This window comes from Bacillus sp. M6-12 (genome assembly GCF_002860285.1).
GTDB lineage: Bacteria > Bacillota > Bacilli > Bacillales > DSM-1321 > Peribacillus.
Window position 1 is genome coordinate 175,316 of sequence record NZ_PGVF01000016.1, and the last position, 16,796, is coordinate 192,111.

At 39.6% G+C, this 16,796-nt stretch carries 16 protein-coding genes and 1 pseudogene; 10 read left to right on the forward strand and 7 right to left on the reverse strand.

Annotated features, from left to right (window positions below; all coding sequences use genetic code 11):
* Window positions 1-46: 46 nt before the first annotated feature.
* Genes CVD28_RS19095 through CVD28_RS19105 form a run of 3 tightly spaced genes read right to left on the reverse strand, consistent with a single transcriptional unit; the run spans window position 47 to window position 3,735 of the window.
* The gene (locus tag CVD28_RS19095) at window positions 47-1,120 is read right to left on the reverse strand and encodes a Ger(x)C family spore germination protein (protein ID WP_101595246.1); all 1,074 of its coding nucleotides are present in this window, start codon (window positions 1,118-1,120) and stop codon (window positions 47-49) included.
* Window positions 1,117-2,241, reverse strand: coding sequence for a GerAB/ArcD/ProY family transporter (locus CVD28_RS19100; RefSeq protein WP_101595248.1), 1,125 nt, complete (start codon window positions 2,239-2,241; stop codon window positions 1,117-1,119). Before CVD28_RS19100 ends, CVD28_RS19095 begins: the two co-directional genes overlap by 4 nt.
* A complete protein-coding gene (locus tag CVD28_RS19105) occupies window positions 2,242-3,735 on the reverse strand; it encodes a spore germination protein (RefSeq protein WP_101595252.1) in 1,494 nt (497 codons plus the stop codon).
* A 334-nt stretch (window positions 3,736-4,069) separates the two neighbouring features.
* Here CVD28_RS19105 and CVD28_RS19110 point away from each other — a divergent pair, with 334 nt between their 5' ends.
* The 5 genes from CVD28_RS19110 to CVD28_RS19125 all read left to right on the forward strand — a co-directional run bounded on the left by CVD28_RS19110 (window position 4,070) and on the right by CVD28_RS19125 (window position 6,974).
* The gene (locus tag CVD28_RS19110) at window positions 4,070-4,387 is read left to right on the forward strand and encodes an antibiotic biosynthesis monooxygenase family protein (RefSeq protein ID WP_101595256.1); all 318 of its coding nucleotides are present in this window, start codon (window positions 4,070-4,072) and stop codon (window positions 4,385-4,387) included.
* Window positions 4,388-4,500: 113 nt separating this feature from the next.
* Entirely contained in the window at window positions 4,501-5,208 is a 708-nt protein-coding gene (locus CVD28_RS19115) for a DNA alkylation repair protein (RefSeq protein ID WP_101595259.1), read from the forward strand.
* Window positions 5,209-5,727: 519 nt separating this feature from the next.
* Window positions 5,728-5,880: a hypothetical protein gene (locus CVD28_RS28235; protein WP_180954226.1), complete on the forward strand. Its 153-nt coding sequence runs from the start codon at window positions 5,728-5,730 to the stop codon at window positions 5,878-5,880.
* 379 nt (window positions 5,881-6,259) lie between these two features.
* Window positions 6,260-6,742 (forward strand): DUF2975 domain-containing protein, encoded by a 483-nt coding sequence (locus tag CVD28_RS19120; RefSeq protein ID WP_101595262.1) that lies wholly within the window; start codon window positions 6,260-6,262, stop codon window positions 6,740-6,742.
* 10 nt (window positions 6,743-6,752) lie between these two features.
* The gene (locus CVD28_RS19125; protein WP_101595264.1) at window positions 6,753-6,974 is read left to right on the forward strand and encodes a helix-turn-helix domain-containing protein; all 222 of its coding nucleotides are present in this window, start codon (window positions 6,753-6,755) and stop codon (window positions 6,972-6,974) included.
* 315 nt (window positions 6,975-7,289) lie between these two features.
* Here CVD28_RS19125 and CVD28_RS29345 read toward each other — a convergent pair.
* The 4 genes and pseudogenes from CVD28_RS29345 to CVD28_RS19140 all read right to left on the reverse strand — a co-directional run.
* Window positions 7,290-7,433 (reverse strand): annotated as a pseudogene (locus CVD28_RS29345) (antibiotic biosynthesis monooxygenase family protein); the annotation flags it as partial.
* A 129-nt stretch (window positions 7,434-7,562) separates the two neighbouring features.
* Window positions 7,563-9,032 (reverse strand): DUF4153 domain-containing protein, encoded by a 1,470-nt coding sequence (locus CVD28_RS19130; RefSeq protein WP_101595267.1) that lies wholly within the window; start codon window positions 9,030-9,032, stop codon window positions 7,563-7,565.
* Between the two features lie 65 nt (window positions 9,033-9,097).
* Window positions 9,098-9,745 (reverse strand): hypothetical protein, encoded by a 648-nt coding sequence (locus CVD28_RS19135; RefSeq protein ID WP_101595270.1) that lies wholly within the window; start codon window positions 9,743-9,745, stop codon window positions 9,098-9,100.
* On the reverse strand, window positions 9,732-10,073 hold the full coding sequence (locus tag CVD28_RS19140; RefSeq protein WP_101595273.1) for a PadR family transcriptional regulator: 342 nt from the start codon (window positions 10,071-10,073) through the stop codon (window positions 9,732-9,734). The genes CVD28_RS19135 and CVD28_RS19140 overlap by 14 nt, the downstream gene beginning before the upstream one ends.
* Before the next feature lie 248 nt (window positions 10,074-10,321).
* Here CVD28_RS19140 and CVD28_RS19145 point away from each other — a divergent pair, with 248 nt between their 5' ends.
* From CVD28_RS19145 to CVD28_RS19165, 5 genes are all read left to right on the forward strand, one after another.
* Window positions 10,322-13,039, forward strand: coding sequence for a M14 family metallopeptidase (locus CVD28_RS19145; protein WP_101595276.1), 2,718 nt, complete (start codon window positions 10,322-10,324; stop codon window positions 13,037-13,039).
* A 315-nt stretch (window positions 13,040-13,354) separates the two neighbouring features.
* A complete protein-coding gene (locus CVD28_RS19150; RefSeq protein ID WP_101595280.1) occupies window positions 13,355-14,176 on the forward strand; it encodes a basic amino acid ABC transporter substrate-binding protein in 822 nt (273 codons plus the stop codon).
* Window positions 14,177-14,244: 68 nt separating this feature from the next.
* Entirely contained in the window at window positions 14,245-14,901 is a 657-nt protein-coding gene (locus tag CVD28_RS19155) for an amino acid ABC transporter permease (RefSeq protein ID WP_101595283.1), read from the forward strand.
* Complete coding sequence (locus CVD28_RS19160) at window positions 14,898-15,620, forward strand: amino acid ABC transporter ATP-binding protein (protein ID WP_101595287.1); 723 nt, start codon at window positions 14,898-14,900, stop codon at window positions 15,618-15,620. The genes CVD28_RS19155 and CVD28_RS19160 overlap by 4 nt, the downstream gene beginning before the upstream one ends.
* A 371-nt stretch (window positions 15,621-15,991) precedes the next feature.
* Window positions 15,992-16,678 (forward strand): FadR/GntR family transcriptional regulator, encoded by a 687-nt coding sequence (locus tag CVD28_RS19165; protein ID WP_101595290.1) that lies wholly within the window; start codon window positions 15,992-15,994, stop codon window positions 16,676-16,678.
* Window positions 16,679-16,796: the final 118 nt, after the last annotated feature.

Here is a 16,796-nt window from a genome sequence, read left to right on the forward strand (position 1 = left end):
AAAGAACAGGCTGCGAAGTGTATCGCAGCCTTACTTGTACTCTCTATTAAATGGATAAAGGTTCAAGTTCGAAATAACAGTCAACTTTTATTTTTGCACTCTCCCAGAACTTTATCCAGTCTTCTTCTGACATGGGCTTTGAAGCGGGTGCCATCGTCTGTCCCCCTATTTCAAGGGGATCCACTTTCAATTCCTGCAATTTTTTCAGCAGTGAAGCGGTCCCCTCTTCCATATAGCCCTCGAGCTCGTCGACTAATCCGTAAATGCTGTCCTGCCTGTTCAGGTCTTTGGTGCCTCGGTATTCATCGATTCTGCCTCTATAATGAATCTTAAATGAAACGGTATGGTCATTTATATTTACATGTGTCGTAACACGTGAACGGACTTCCCCCAGAGAGACGTCCAATGGTGTAATGATCATGTTCTTAAGGAAATGATATTTGTTAAGAAGCTGAAAAAATTGGTCTTGATTCTTATCAGAAACACCTTTTAACTTTCCATTCCCAAAAAATCCAGTGCCCTCATAGCTAAAATTATCTTTATCCACCTTAAATACCGGAATGAACGGATCTGAATAAGGAGAATACACTTTTTCCATAAACTCATGAATATTTGTAACCGTAATTTCTCCCTGACGCCCCTTTTCGTAATGCTTAAACATCCTGTATAAATAGTAATCCAGATCTTTTTGCTGCTGCATACGATTCTTGATAAATGCTTCGAAATCACCTTTCAATACTACGAGATAAAGCCGCGGAGATACTTCTGGATCGGTTAATATCGTGTCAATCAATGATACACTTCCATTTCTGGCAACCTTTTCATCAATAAACAGCATACGGAGCTGCCCGAGCTTAATTTCCCGGTAATATTTCAAATTAAAGCTCTTTCTTCCCTGTTCTAACAGTGTGACATTGGTGGAAAAAAATTGTTTATCTTCCTTCATGACAGGAGGAACCAATGTAGAGACTTTTAATTTACCTTTTTCTCCTCCCGCTTCAACGGTCAAAAAGGTCACAGGCGCAATTTCTTCAACTGTATTGTCATTTGCAAAAGGAGAACAGCCAGCTAAAAGACATATACTGCTTAATATAAGCATAAATGAAGTGAGTGCCCTCATAGACTGGAACGCCTCCCCTTTATTTTAGTGGCAGCCAGGAGGAGAGATGGAATTAGTAAATAAGTAAAGGCACCAGACCATAATTGCACGTTTGCCCAGCGGTTTAGTTCTTTTCCTTCTCTCCAATAGAACAGCTGAATTAAAAACACACCTGCCAGGACAAGTAAGCACACAGCGTAAAAACCTTTACGTGTAGTTTCTTTATACTGAGTTCCTGCAGAAATGCGTATGGCACCATATAAACAAAGCAGCAAAACGGATATAAAGAAAACATAGTGAAACATTTGCAGGGAAATCATGATAATTTCCACTCTCTCAAAAACAGGAGACTGAAGGTATCTGATCATATTAACTACCGGAAAACCTATTTTCCCCAAATAAGTGGTTCCGAAAAAGAACAGACATGCCAAGAAAAGCAGCAAATACTCTAAAATAGAAATCGAATTTGCAATCGATAAATATCTCAGCATCTTTTGCTTGGAATTTATCCAAGGCAGCACCAGAATTAAGTACTCCGGTCCTGATAAAGAGGACCAGACCATTAATATGCCTTTCCAGGGTTTATGTGACCAATCTGTTGGGATCAAAGGATATAGATCATGCAGCTCAGCTGCAGGAGGAAAGAAATACGAAATATAAAGCAGGATGATCCAAAAGGTACATAGGAAAGCAATAATGCCAAAGCGGAGTGTTTTTTCCATCCCCTGACTGGCAATATAGGTGCTTATCAGCATAATAAACAGGATCATCCACGGCCGCTGCATAGCAGGAAAAATAAATTGATGGACGATTTCAGCATACCCAAGGATAATTATACTCATCTTTATAAAAATGAACGCAATCCCGGCAAAGGCTATTATACGAAGCGTCCTCCGACCTAAAAGATCAGCGAATCCATGATACCCCTGCTGCGTATTTTTAGAAGACAGGCACTTTGATAAAATAAACAGGTTAATCTGAGATAGGATTCCTACTGCCAATACCCCTAATAATAAATACGGCATCTCTAAAAACTTTGGCAAAAATAATATAAAATAGAGCATTTGTGAACGGTTAGCGAATGCAATAATATATCCCTTTCCAAGCTGAGCAGTCTTATCAAATAATATAAAATCCCCCATCTAGTGATCATCTCCTCGGTTATATCTCCATCTAAAGAGAGGATGTACATGTGCTGGACGCTTTTTCATCCATGGAATAGGAGCCCGAATGAAGAAATCCATCCAATCTCTCCAATAGAGGGGCGCAACCGGAGCAAAATATGGCTGCTTCAAGCTTGTAAGTCCATTAAGGTGTGCGAGCATAAAGATCATTCCAAACACAATTCCCGGAATGCCCAGTAACGATGCTAAAATTAAAAATGCAAATTGAATGAGTGTGTTAGTCTTACTTAACAGATAATTTGGAACTAAAAAAGACGCAATCGCAGCCACACCCAATAAAACAATTAACACCTTGCTTACAAACCCTGCTTCCACTGCTGCCTGGCCAATAACAATACCACCGATTGTACCCAGAGTTGTGCTTGTTTTTGATGGCATCCTCAAACTGGCTTCTTTAATAATTTCCAGAATCAGAAGCATTAATAGCGCTTCCCAGAAGGGGCTAAATGGCAGTTTACTCCTGGATTCTAATAATACAAACAGAATCTGCAGCGGAATGACCTGATAGTGATGGGTGGTTAACGCAACATACAGAGGGATTAATGTAATAGACGCCAAATAGCTTACATACCGAAGGCATCGCAGGAAACTGGCAACAATCCATTTGTGGATATAGTCCTCTGGTGATTGAAAGAGATGAAAAAAGGTGATAGGAGCAACTAACGCAAACGGTGTATTTGCGACCAGAATGACGATTTTTCCAAGTCCAAGAGAATAGGCACATTGATCCGGACGGTCTGTCTGCTGAAACTGCGGAAAGACCGAATGGATGTGATCCTCAATAAACGCCGCCAGATTCGACTGTTCAATCACCATATCAGTATTTATTTTGGAAATTTTTTTGCGGGCAATATCAACAATATCTGGATTGGCGATGCCCTCTACATACAGTAATACAACCTTCGATTTAGTCAGGTACCCGGCAGAAAACCTCTCCGTTTTAAGTTCAGTCACCGGAAGCCTTCTTCGAAGCAAAGTGATATTTTGGTCAATCTGTTCGGTGAAGCTGTCCTTAGGACCGAGTAAAATGGTTTCTGTTTCCGATGGTTCAATGCTTCTCCCTAAGGGATTTTCAAATGGAACAGCCCACCAGCGTCCCTTGCCGTCATCAAGGAGCACATGTCCCAACATCATCAGCTGCTGTGCTTCATCAAGGCTGGTCAGAGCAGCCGCTTTTACTGAGGTAATGCAGGTATGTATCATATCTTCAGAACCATTTTTTAAGGGCTGAATGATGGATTCATTTAACCTTTCCACGTCAATCAATGTTCGGATGAAAATAAGAGTTATATTCCGGTCTTTATTAATCCTGTGTTCTATCAATTCTCCATCATCCATATTTGAAATCAGGCCCTTGACAGCAGCTATAGATAAATCATTATCTTTTTGAAAAAGCTGGTTGCCGTCTTTATTTTCATGACGGATTGGTTTGCTCTTCTTTTTCCAAAACATATATTTTCTCACCTGAAATCCTTAATAAGTTCTGTAAAAACTCCCTTTCATTCCAGGTTTATTATGTTCATTCCGCCTTTTCTTATCCATTTCCACGTCGAAAAGACGCCCCCGTCAAGGCGGAGACGCCCAGTGTTATTCATGCTAATTGTATAGAATAAAAAATTCATTTAAGAAAGAGAATTAAACCTGGGTTTATGATCTTTCAGGGGAGCCGCAACCTATCCATAATAATTCAGTTTAGCGTTTCTTTACATAAAGTCATATTATATCTTTCGGTAACGTGTTAAATTATAGGAATAAAGAATACAAAAGGAAGTGACCAAATGCAGGCATTAGAAAAACTCCGGAGCCGCCGTATTATGCGGTTATTTTTACCTCTCAGCGAACTCCCGAAGATAACGGTTACGCAAAAATGGCTGATAAAATGGTCGAGCTTGCTTCACGGCAGCAAGGATTTCTGGGGGTTGAAAGTGTCCGTGATGTAACTGGCGCTGGTATTACCGTTTCATATTGGGATTCACTGGAGGCCATTGATCTTTGGCGGCATAATGCAGCACATAAACTGGCTAAACAAAAAGGAAAAGACGAGTGGTACAAAAGCTTTGCACTTAGAATCTCTTTAGTGGAAAAAGATAATCTGTTATATTAAAAAACATCGCCGAAGCTTGATGTCAAGCTACTTCTTATGTAATACATAAGTTAAATCATTGCTTGATAAAGCTAGTTGGTTAGTATGATTATAAAGGGAGGAAGTGCAAAAAGATGGATATCGAAATGGTGATGCAGGAACTGGAAGCACTCGGCAAGGAACGAATTAAAAAAACCTACGTAAGCAATGGTGCTCTCGAGCCGCTGTTTGGGGTGGCTACAGGCGCAATGAAGCCACTCGCAAAGAAAATCAAGAAAAATCAGCCTTTAGCCGAGCAGCTTTATGCCACCGGGAACTACGATGCCATGTATTTTGCCGGCATCATTGCTGACCCGATGACGATGACGGTGGCAGATTTTGAGCGTTGGATGGATGGGGCGTATTTTTATATGCTGTCTGATTATGTGGTTGCTGTAACTTTGGCTGAAACCGATATTGCACAAGCTGTTGCCGATAAATGGATCGCAAGCCGGGAAGAACTTAGAATGTCGGCAGGCTGGAGCTGTTACTGCTGGCTTTTGGGTAATCGCCCGGACAGCGAATTTAGCGGAAGCAAGATTGCCAGTATGCTTGATCAGGTAGAAAATACGATTCACGATTCTCCTGATCGAACAAAATCTGCTATGAATAATTTTATTTACACAGTCGGGATTTCCTTTTTGCCGCTCCATGATATGGCGGTGAACACTGCAAAGGCAGTAGGACCGGTCGAAATCAGGCGGGACAAGAAAAAAAACAGTATTCTGCTTGCCTCCGAAAATATCCAAAAGGAAATAGATAGAAGGAGGCTTGGTTTCAAACGCAAATATGTGAGGTGTTAGCATCGTTTGTGGTGAACTACACTAATTGAAACAAGAGCTCCATACATCATTTGAAGATTGCAAAAAAGCAAGGATCGGTGGCTATTCAACAATCGGGCGTTTTAATGGAGTAACGAAAAAGAGTCTAATTTTTCTATGTTAATAAAGAGGAATTGGGCTTTTATATTTAACGTTGTAAATTTTCCTGACGCTACCCCAACATAGATAGTAAAATAAGACAGGGAACAAATTTTTATTAAGTTTAGGGCATGTAATGAAGGAAGCAAGCACTGCATTTGTAACAATTCCGAATAAAGAAGACATCAAAGACTCAAAATGGGAAACTTTATAAGTGATTGTATGATCAACTTTAAAAGGAAGGGGTAAATATATGGGATTAAAGAGCATGATAAAGAAGGAAATAAAGAAGCAGGTGAAGAAGCAAATAACAAAGAAAGCCGGAAAGACTGCTGGAAAAATAATAGAAAAAGTAATGAAGAAGATTTGAATGATACATGAATTATTCATGAGAATAAACCAGTGGATGGAACCGTTTCAGGGAAGTTAACCGGGGAGGAACTAAAAGCGCTTGTGGACTTTGAAATTGAGGTCCAATCGTTAAATCATTTAAATATTACAGCTGAAAACTACGATAATTACAAGAAATTTAAAGAAGAATTTAGACAGATTTAAACGAAGCGTTTAGCTATATGGATTCCTATATGCAGACGATTTGGTGTGCCTTTGGGTTGGGAATTGAGAGCAGATTTAGCTGCAGGTGTTGTCTATCGATTATAATACACCCTTCAATTCAGATGAGGATGAAGAATAAAAGAGATTCAGCTGCCATTTTCGGCGGTTTTTTTGTTTTGCTAAGGGGCAGGTCTGTTGAACAAGTTATGAATTGAATAGTTTAAAGTTATATGCATTTCTTGTAATGAGGAGTGTTTTTTTTATTGAAGGAATTTGATAAAACAATAATTATATATTAAAAACGAATAAAAATTTATTGAAATTCAATAAAATGTATATTAAGATCAAATTACTTAGAATTTAAAGTGAGGTGCTTTTTATGAAAAAAGTAACAACGTTGTTTTTAAAAATAGCTGTTATTCTTTTGGGAGTCCCAGTTCTTGCTTTGTGCATCTTTTTGGTACCTGAGATAGGGAATATTGCAGCAAAATTGCTTCCAGAGTTTACTTATATAAAATATCTCATTTCCATCGTTTTTTATGCATCGGCGATACCTTTTTACATTGCTTTGTATCAAGCTTTCAAACTTTTACGCTATATTGACAAAAATAAAGCTTTCTCCGATTTATCAGTAAAAGCTTTAAAGAAAATCAAATACTGCGCAATCACAATCAGTAGTTTGCATGTGCTAGTCTTGCCGCTCTTCTATCTCTTTGCGGAGAAAGACGACGCCCCAGGTGTCATCTTTATCGGATTGGTTGTTCCTTTTGCTTCGATGGTTATCGCAGTCTTTGCGGCTGTTCTCCAAAAACTTTTACAAGAAGCAATTGATATAAAATCAGAAAATGATTTAACGGTCTGAGGTGAATAACATGGCGATAATAATCAATATTGATGTGATGTTAGCAAAAAGGAAAATGAGCGTAACAGAACTTTCGGAGAGAGTTGGAATAACAATGGCTAACCTTTCTATATTGAAAAATGGAAAGGCAAAAGCAATTAGACTTTCAACTTTAGAGGCAATTTGCAAAGCATTAGAATGCCAGCCTGGAGACATTTTAGAATACAAAAGTGAAGAAGAAATTCAAGAATGATAGACAACAATTTAGTTGATAATGGAGGTGTCTCTATGGACAGTATGCGATTGAGATTAGAACTTAAAAATCTGTCTCTAAGAGTCGGCAATGTAACCCTCACAGTAACAGACCAAGCCAATGTTCATTTGAAATAAATTAAGTCCAAGAACCACCGGGGCGGTGGGAAGCAAGCCGTTAAAGCTTTTCCCGCCCTTTAGAGTGTCAGAAAAAAGCATTGCTGGGCCGTTTTAGTTCAAAACATTATGCACTTACCAATAGTCACTTTTCAAAAAAGCTTTGTCTCTCTACTTTGCAGATTCTAAGAGAAAAATTCTAATACCACTCTGTTTTTCCTCTCTCTTGTGCGATTCCATGGGCAGCATTTTCCTTCCACTCTTGTATCGATTCTAAAGAATCCCATTATGAAACTGTAATTCCTAACCCTTCATCCCGGGCACTTTCCATTCCTAAGTATGGCGATTCAGGAGTTTTTGCAATTCCGCTCATTTTAAGTTCCTCCAATAAGTTTTTACTATATTTTTTTATCATACAAAGAAAAATACGGAAACTTCCAAAAGAATTGGTCGTTTCCCTGGTTTTACCCTCTTATTTTATTTCCAGATCCTGCAAACGGTCATAGGCCTCCCTTTTCGATAAATTAAATGACTGCCAAGGCATATCGCCCCCAGACAGGAACGTTTTACGGTCTATCAGGGCTTGTTTAAGATTTGGTATTTCCGGATTTATTTCGTAAAGATCCATCAACCCCATCAGGCCCGTGTATGAGAGCGAGTCCAAATGATACACATCAATTTTTCCAGTTTCCCGATAACGATCCATATTCCTATCGACAATGAACTGATCGATATTTACTGTGTTTAATAATGCGTAATATACAAGAGCAGAGATAATGTAGAACCGGGCCAATGAAAGCTTTTCAACCCATATCTTAATCATTGTGTAGGCGAAGATGACTCCCAACAGGATCATAAAGGAGTGGGGCAAGACTCTTAGCAGTGTGAATCCATATGCACTTTCATAAAGTGACAGTCTCATAAAAGCCGAAACCAGCATGATGCTGCTGACAAGGACCAAGATTGTGAGCAGCAGTCTGATAAACATTTTGATTCCGGGCTTCTCCATTTTAGTGAAAGTTAACACACCATTCAGGAGCGTTAAATTAATTAAAGATACTAACAGCAATTCAAAGAATCCTCGGCGGGCATATTCGGCAAACGTATAAGTTTCCTGAAGCGAACCGCTGAAAAAGTATTGAAACTGCACAGTTACAAAGAGGCCATAAACGATGTTAACCATCACTAATAACGTTGCAGTTATTACCCCATCCCAGTTTTTGTTTATGGTTTCCGGGATAGAGGCTGAAGGCTCTTTTTGTTCGTTATGTTTGTTTAGCACTTGTAAAAATCCGAAAAAAGCAAATGTGAAAAATACAATCACGACAAAACGAAAAACTGCTTCCGCCAAATTTGGTCCATTTAACACAAATGGCAGTCTGCCGATCAAGCTGCCAAACTGGGCATCCGCTGAAGAAAGCAGGCTAATGACAATAAATAGCAAGGGCACTGAAAGAAGGATACCTATAAAAACCTTTGAGAAAAGCTGATAGGCCTTCTTATCAGATTTATTTTGAAAATGCTTTTTGAATTTGGAAACAAAGGAAGCATTATACAAAAAAGAAGCTGCCACTTTTTTGATGGTATAAAGAATAAAGGAAAAACGATCGTATGCCAGTTTGGTTGTGCCTGTAATCAGAGTTAGGTGAAGAATGACCAGGCTCGGAATGATAATCAGATTTAACAGATAAAAAAACATGTTTGAGTAAAAAAGATAACTCGCAGCCAACATCCACACTGCTATCAAAATCAAAAAACCGATTCTCCTATTAGTAAAAGGGAAGCTTTTAAATCGCCAGAAGAACACCCAATAAAAGGCCGTAATAAACACTAAATAAGAAACACCGATTTCACCATGGAAAAAAGCTAACTCAGCTATAATAGCCAAACCTGCACAGAGAAAGAGAAAGAAAAAATCTCCCTTTTTTATTTTAACGTCCATGTTCCCGCTCCTTTATAGATAGTAGTTCTATATACTAAGTAATTCTAGGTATATATTCAAAAAAATTAGACGGATTTCTTTTTACCCCACCGATATCCCAGCCAGCATAGCGGATACAGTATGATCGTACCTGCAATGCACAATGTAATGAATGTTTCTGACAGCAAGGGATGAAACCATTCATGGGGAATAATTCGAAACAGCACTAACAGCATCAGGCCCAAATTGGGAATTAGCGAGAGCAAAAATGTTTTTTGCATTAATGCATTGCCTGCCGCACCGAAGCTTTTGCCAATTTCATAGCCAAGCAGTACCCAAAAAAGCATATACATTCCCATAATTAACATTGGAATCGAAGTCAGTCCATGCCAAAGATCATAAATCCATGCGGTTTTGCCGATTAAATGAAACACAGTCAATAACCCGCCCGCCGCAAAAAAAGCGGCGTTAAAAGATAAGAAAAACAGAAAGGTCTTATTATGGGTAACTGAAAGTTCTTCTTTCCATGATGCCGCAACTTCTTCAGGCTTTCCAATCACCTCTGAGATGTAAAGAAGCCATTCCTGGCTTGTTCTGTTTTCGGCAGACAGTTCTTCAAGCAAGTCGGAAAGGTGTGCTTCGTAGTCCTTTAAAATACTCTGCTTCCCCGGATGTTTATACAGCTTTTTTTCTAATTCTTTAAGGTACAAACTTTTCGCTTCATGTTGGGTCATTGGTCGTGCCTTTCATCAGCTTGTTGATCACTTTTACAAAATGATTCCATTCTGTTGTTTTTTCCTTTAGCATTTTCCTGCCCTCTGCCGTAATCCGATAGTACTTCCGGGCGGGCCCTTTTGCTTGTTCCTGCCAGTAACATTCAATGTATTCCTGTTTTTCGAGTTTATGCAAAGCAGGATAGAGTGTGCCTTCCTTAACCTGCAAATGCTGGTCGCTCCGTGCACCCAGCTCTTTGACCAGCTCGTAGCCATACATGTCCCGTTCATCCAAAAGCTGAAGGACAATCAGAGATGTACTGCCTTTTAACAGCTCACGATTTAACACTTTTTTCACCTACCTAGAATTATGAGGTATGAAAACATCATACTTGAAGCTTAAGAGTACTGCAACACTTTTTTACTAATAATTGGGTATGCAGCCAGGCTGTTTATTAATACATACATTTAGAAATATAAGATTTCTAATATTTATTGATCAATCTAAGGTAAGTTACTTTATTTGCTGCTAGCATTGTGTTAATATTTTTCTAAATTCTCAGAATATTCTCTGAGTAATAAGGGGGAATCATATCAATGCTTAAAAGAAGTTTTTTGGTAATGATCACTTTTTTATTAAGCTTCTCATTGCTAATTGCACCAGCTCAAGCAGCTGGAACTGCAGTGGAAACGAAAACAGCAGCTGAGACCAAAGCATTCGAAATCACCGTGAGTAACTCTAAAGTTTCGATGACAGAAGCTCGTGACATTGAAGTAACCCTGGATCTCGGGTATAGGGCTGATCTGAGCAAGCTTCAATGGACTTTTGGCAATAAGCCCCTTGATCAGTGGAAAAAGTGGGACGCTTCCGCCAAAGCTTATTCGGGAGATCCATATATCACTTTTAAAGAAGCTCCTGCATATGTGGGCAGCACAACACAAGTGAAAGCTACCATTCATTTTGACCTGTTATACGGCACGAATGATGTATCACCTAGAAGCCTGCGGGTACTCTATCCGGCAATGATCGGCAATTATTCGCTTGCAGTAAAAGATGCCGAAAAGGGGATTGAGGCAAATACTTCACTCAAGTTAAATGTTTATGATGAATATTTGGCCTGGGACGAGATTAAACCGGCCATCGACAAGATTCAGAAAGAAGCGAAAAAAGGTCGCTACATATCCTATGAACCGCTTGGTAAATCTGTGGAAGGCCGGCCGATGCACTTTGTTGTGCTTGGCAAAGATAAGGCTTCAGTTGATCAATATTTAAAAGAAATCGCTAAGCAAAAGAAAGATAATCCTCTTGAAATGAAGAAGAAACTGGCTTCTGGAAAGCTGAAAAATTACAAGGTGCCTGTATGGATCAATAATATTCATCCGGATGAAGCACCAGGCGTGGACGCCATTGTTGAGCTTTATCGCATGTTTGCAACACAGGATCAGGCAGCTTACAAGACTACAGATGCCCAGGGCCGTGAAAAGACAGTAACTTTAAATGTAAATAAAGCCCTGGACAATGTTATCCTGCTGTTCAACTTTACGCAAAATCCTGATGGACGTGCACATAATACCCGACGCAATGCAAATGACTTTGATTTAAACCGTGATAATACGTATCAGACTCAAATAGAAACTCAGACACTTGCAAGGGGCCTTGGAAAATGGTCACCTATATCCTTGATAGATTTTCACGGTTTTTATAAAGAATTTGTCATTGAACCTTGTACACCTCCGCATAATCCGAATTATGAATACGACCTGTTAATGGATGGAATGCTTGAAAACGCGCATGAAATGGGTAAGGCGGGTATAGCCAATACAAAATATGACAGTTATCTGATTCCGCTTGAGGATTGGCCAAACAAATTTGATGATGCAACACCTTCCTATACTTCAACATTTGCGATGTTCCATGGAGCTATGGGCCACACTGTAGAGATTCCTGACTTAAACGCAGAATCGTACAAGGCGCTTGTCCATACTGGCCTGGCAGCAGTAAAGTATGCTGCCGACAACAAAAATGAATTGTTCCGGAATCAGCTGGATATTTATTCAAGAGGCGTACTTGGTGAAGATGACCGTTCTGTCGATAAATGGCTTGTGGATCCGGCTGGTGAGGAAATTGGCCGTCCGCGTGCAAAGAACGAGAATTTCTTCCCTGAATACTATGTGCTGCCTATAAACAAAGAATTACAGAAAAATAGTTTTGAAGCGCACAAAATGGTAGAGTATTTGCTCCGTAATGATATTAAGGTTGAAAAGCTTTCTAAAGCAGTTAAAGTTGGAAAGGTAACTTATCCGGCAGGCACTTACGTCGTCAATATGCACCAAGCATTGCGAGGCTTTGCTAATGCTGTGTTATTTAAGGGCGAAGACCTGTCAGGATGGGAGGAAATGTACGCAGAAGTGGTAAATAACTTCCCGGATCTTCGCGGTTTTACTGTTAATGAAATTCGGGCAGCCAACGCTTTCAGAGGCAAAACAACACCTGTTAAGTCTGTAGCATTCCCGAAAACAGATGTTCCTTCAAAAGCAGATTATTATGTTTTGAAAAACAGCAGCAACGAAGCTGTAAAAGCGGTCAATGCGCTGCTAAGCCAAAACAAAACCGTTCAACAGCTGACTGCAGGCGGCAAAGGCTACGCAGCAGGTGATTTCGTTATTGATAAAGCGGATCTTGCCAAGATCCAAAATAAATATTATTTAAGTGTTACAGCTTATGATAAAAAAGGCAAAACCAAAAAGCTTGTGCAGCCAAAGATTTTCAATGCAGGCAGCGGCCAATCAAAATTTGTATTAAAGGAACTTGGGTTTACACTTGTGGATAGTTCTGCGAAAGCCAATGTAATTGTTGATGATGCCGGGACGGCAGACAAAGCAGAAATTTCAGCTGGGAAAGACTATATAGGCCTTGGATATTCTGCCCTTGATTTTGTGAAGAAGTCCAGCCTCCTGCCAGGCTTTGATGTTGCGACAACTACCGGTTCCCGTGCCTACCACGAGGGTTTGGTATGGACTGATGTAGCTCCAAATAGCATTTTCACTTCAGGTTATGTTAAGCAGGAAAAGCTGTATATTGCCACTGGTTCATGGATTAAATCAGTTCCAGAAGGTGCTTCAGTACTTGCAAGAGTGAGTGGAAACAACAGCTTCTTCATCTCTGGCTGGTGGCCGAAGCATGAAGCGATAAAAGGGCAGGCAATTGCAATTACGAAAGGAAACATTACGTTATTTGCCAACGACATCACAAATAAAGCCCATCCTCAATACAGCTATCGTCTCCTCTCAAACAGCATTTACGGGGGTCAGTAGTAGGCCCATTGAAATAAGGCTTTGTTAAAACCGAGGAGGCTCCCTGGCCGCCACTGGAGCGGAAATCAATAGGCTCAGAACATAAAATTAAATAATAGAGTAAAAACCCGATAACGGACAATAATAAAATGGTCCGCTAATCGGGTTTTTGCGATTATTAATAACAACATAATTTAATAGTTTACGTTAAAAAAGTAAAGAATAGGACATTAGGTGTAGAACACTCTTTATCTAAATTTAAAAAGGTGATATAGTATTTTTAAAATATACTGAATTATTGAAAGAGTAAATCAGTTTTTATGAGGGGGATGCTATTTGAAAAAGTTAAATGCGATAATAGTAATTATGGTATTTGCATTAGCGTTAGCTGCGTGCGGAACAAAGAAAACGGAAGGTGAAGAAGCGAACGGATCCGCTGGCGGGTCAGAGAAAAAGTCGCTTAGAGTGGTAACTGATGCCGCTTATGCTCCGTTTGAATATATGGAAGGGGACAAAATTGTCGGTTTCGATGTGGATTTTGTTAACGAGGTTGCCAAAGAGGCAGGATATGACGTGAAGATTGAACATGTTGGCTGGGATCCTCTATTTATAGAAGTTAAGGATAAAAGGGCCGACTTTGGAATGTCAGCAATTACAATTAATGATGAACGCAAGCAAACATATGATTTCACAGTTCCCTACTTCTTGTCTACCAATAAGATTTTAGTTCCTGAGAATAGCGATATTAAGTCTGGTGCAGATTTAAAAGGCAAGAAGGTTGCCGTCCAGAATGCTACCACAGGCCAGGAAGCGGTTGAAAAATTGCTGGGCAAAAACAATCAAGCAATAAAGAAATTTGAAAACACCAACCTTGCCATCATGGAGCTAACCAGCGGCGGTGCCGATGCAGTGGTTGCCGATAATACGGTTATTGAAGAGTATGCCAAAAATAATCCGGATCAAAAGTTAACTGTCATCGAAGACAATGCTGCATTTGAATCAGAATTTTACGGATTAATGTTCCCGAAAGACAGCAAGGTTAAGGCAGATATCGATGCAGCAGTTAAAAAGGTATTGGACGGCGGAAAGTACAAAGAAATCTACAACAAATGGTTCAAGGCCGATCCTGATCTTGAAAAATTAAAAGAACAGCAATAAGAAAAAGATAAGATGCGTAACCCTCAACATAGTGTTACGCATCTTTAACTATCTGGGGGTATAAATAAATGGATTTTCGCTTTGATATTATCGTAGAGTATGCCCCCTTCTTATTGAAGGGAACTCTGCTGACGATCGGGCTGTCTTTGGCCGGGATTGCATTTGGTACTATACTGGGGCTATTAATTGGCCTTGGAAAGCTGATGAGAAATAAAATTCTTTCTTTTCCGTTTGAAGTCTACATAACTATTTTCCGCGGAACACCGTTATTAGTTCAGATATTATTAATCCATTTTGCGGTTGTACCTTTTTTTACAGGAAGCACCAATGGAATTGCCGCTTCCATCGTCACACTTTCATTAAATGCGGCAGCTTATATAGCGGAAATCTTCCGTGCAGGTATCCTGTCAATCGATAAAGGGCAAATGGAAGGTGCGCGCTCACTTGGAATGACCCATGTTCAGGCAATGAGAAATGTTATTTTGCCGCAAGCTTCCAAGAGAATGATTCCGCCGCTTGGGAATGAATTTATTGTTCTAATTAAAGAATCATCACTGGCCTCGATCGTTGCAGCCCCTGAGCTAATGTATTGGGGAAGAGCCATGAACGGACAATACTTTCGCGTTTGGGAGCCATATCTGACAGCTGCCGTGATTTACCTACTACTAACACTGACCCTAAGTTTCTTACTAAACCGTTTGGAAAAGAAGGTGGCAACTGAATGATTAGGGTTGAAAAGCTGAAAAAAACATTTGGAGAAAACGAAGTACTTAAAAACATTAATATTACGATCAAGCCTCAGGAGGTTGTCGTCGTAATCGGGCCCTCCGGATCAGGAAAATCCACATTTTTGCGATGCATAAATCATCTTGAAACGATTACAGAGGGGCATATATACATAGAGGATAAGGATATTACCGATAAAAAAACAGACATAAATAAAGTCAGGGAAGAAGTGGGCATGGTTTTTCAGCATTTTAATTTGTTTCCGCATAAAACGGTTATTGAAAACCTGATGCTTGCCCCATTGAAGGTTAAAAAAACCAATGAGCAGCAGGCCAGGGAGAAGGGACTTGCCCTGCTGAAAAAAGTTGGCCTGGAAGAGAAGGCTAATGTGTATCCGGATTCATTATCGGGAGGCCAAAAGCAGAGGGTAGCGATTGCACGGGCATTGGCTATGGAACCGAAGATTATGCTCTTTGATGAGCCAACCTCAGCCCTGGACCCCGAAATGGTTGGAGAGGTTCTTGAGGTTATGAAGCAGCTTGCAAGGGAAGGCATGACAATGGTCGTCGTTACCCACGAAATGGGCTTCGCCCGTGAAGTCGGCGACAGGGTAATTTTTATGGACGGCGGGTATATTGTGGAAGAAAACGTGCCAAAAGAGTTATTTGAAAATCCGCAGGAAACCCGGACTAAGGCGTTTTTAAGCAAGGTATTATAAAAAATAGAACATGATTCATCCCAAGTGTAATGAAAAAAATTTGCTCTATTAATTCATGTTGCAGATGTAAACCCGGATCGTAGACTTTACATAGTCTCCGATCCGGTTTTTTTTATAGGCGATGTTAAAGCTTATAGTTGATTTTGCAGTTATGTTTATTAGAGCGGAATGCGGGCACCTAGAGGAAATCAACAGCCAAGTTTAACTGAGCCTTTTTATAAAAAGAGCGAATTATAAATTGATAGTAGATTATTTAAATAATTTAATAAATTCAAATAATTTTAATTGCAAAATATCATCTGGGGTGATTTAATTAATGTAAGCGTTTCACTTGTCGGATATGTGATGTCTGGAAGGAAGGAGACGGATTAGTGAATGTAGAAAAACTTACGGTGAAGAAGTTATCCGAAACGGTCGAAGAACAGATTGAGAAAATGATATCTTCCGGTACTTTCAAGCCGGGCGAAAAACTTCCCTCCGTACGTGAATTATGTGAGTTATTTGGAGTAGGGCGCTCTGCAGTGCGTGATGCGATTACCACACTGAAGGGCAAGGGAATTGTAAATGTGAAGCAGGGTGAGGGAACGTTTATTTGTGAATTTGATTCAGCAAAGTTATTTTCCAATGTTATGCTCCACCCAGGTTTAAGAGATATCACAGAGTTATTTCAAGTACGAAAGATTTTGGAAAGCGGAATGGCTGAAATGGCGGCATTAAATCGGTCAGAAAAACACCTGCGGATAATGGATGATCTTTTGTACGCCAAAACAGCTGCGGGCTGGGAATCAGACTATCAATTTCATAGGACCATTGCTTTAGCAGCAGGAAATGAAATACTGGTTGAACTTGTAAAATTTATTTCTACAACAATGAAAAAAGTGATGATGGATTTTCACAGGTATATTCAAAACAATAGTAAAATTGTGGACACAATCGATGTGCACCATAAGGAAATCTATGAATCAATCAAAAGTAAACAGCCTAGAGAAGCAAAAGCGAGGATGCTTGCACACTTAGGGTATGTAGAACAACTTCTGAAGAATGATGTTTTAAAGTAATTTTCTTGAAATATGAAAGATATATTGCAAGGAAAAGTTTTTTTTTGAAACTATAAGAAACGGTGTTTCTTATTACAAAACAATAGGAGGTGCAGGAATTGATCGAAGCTTCAAATTC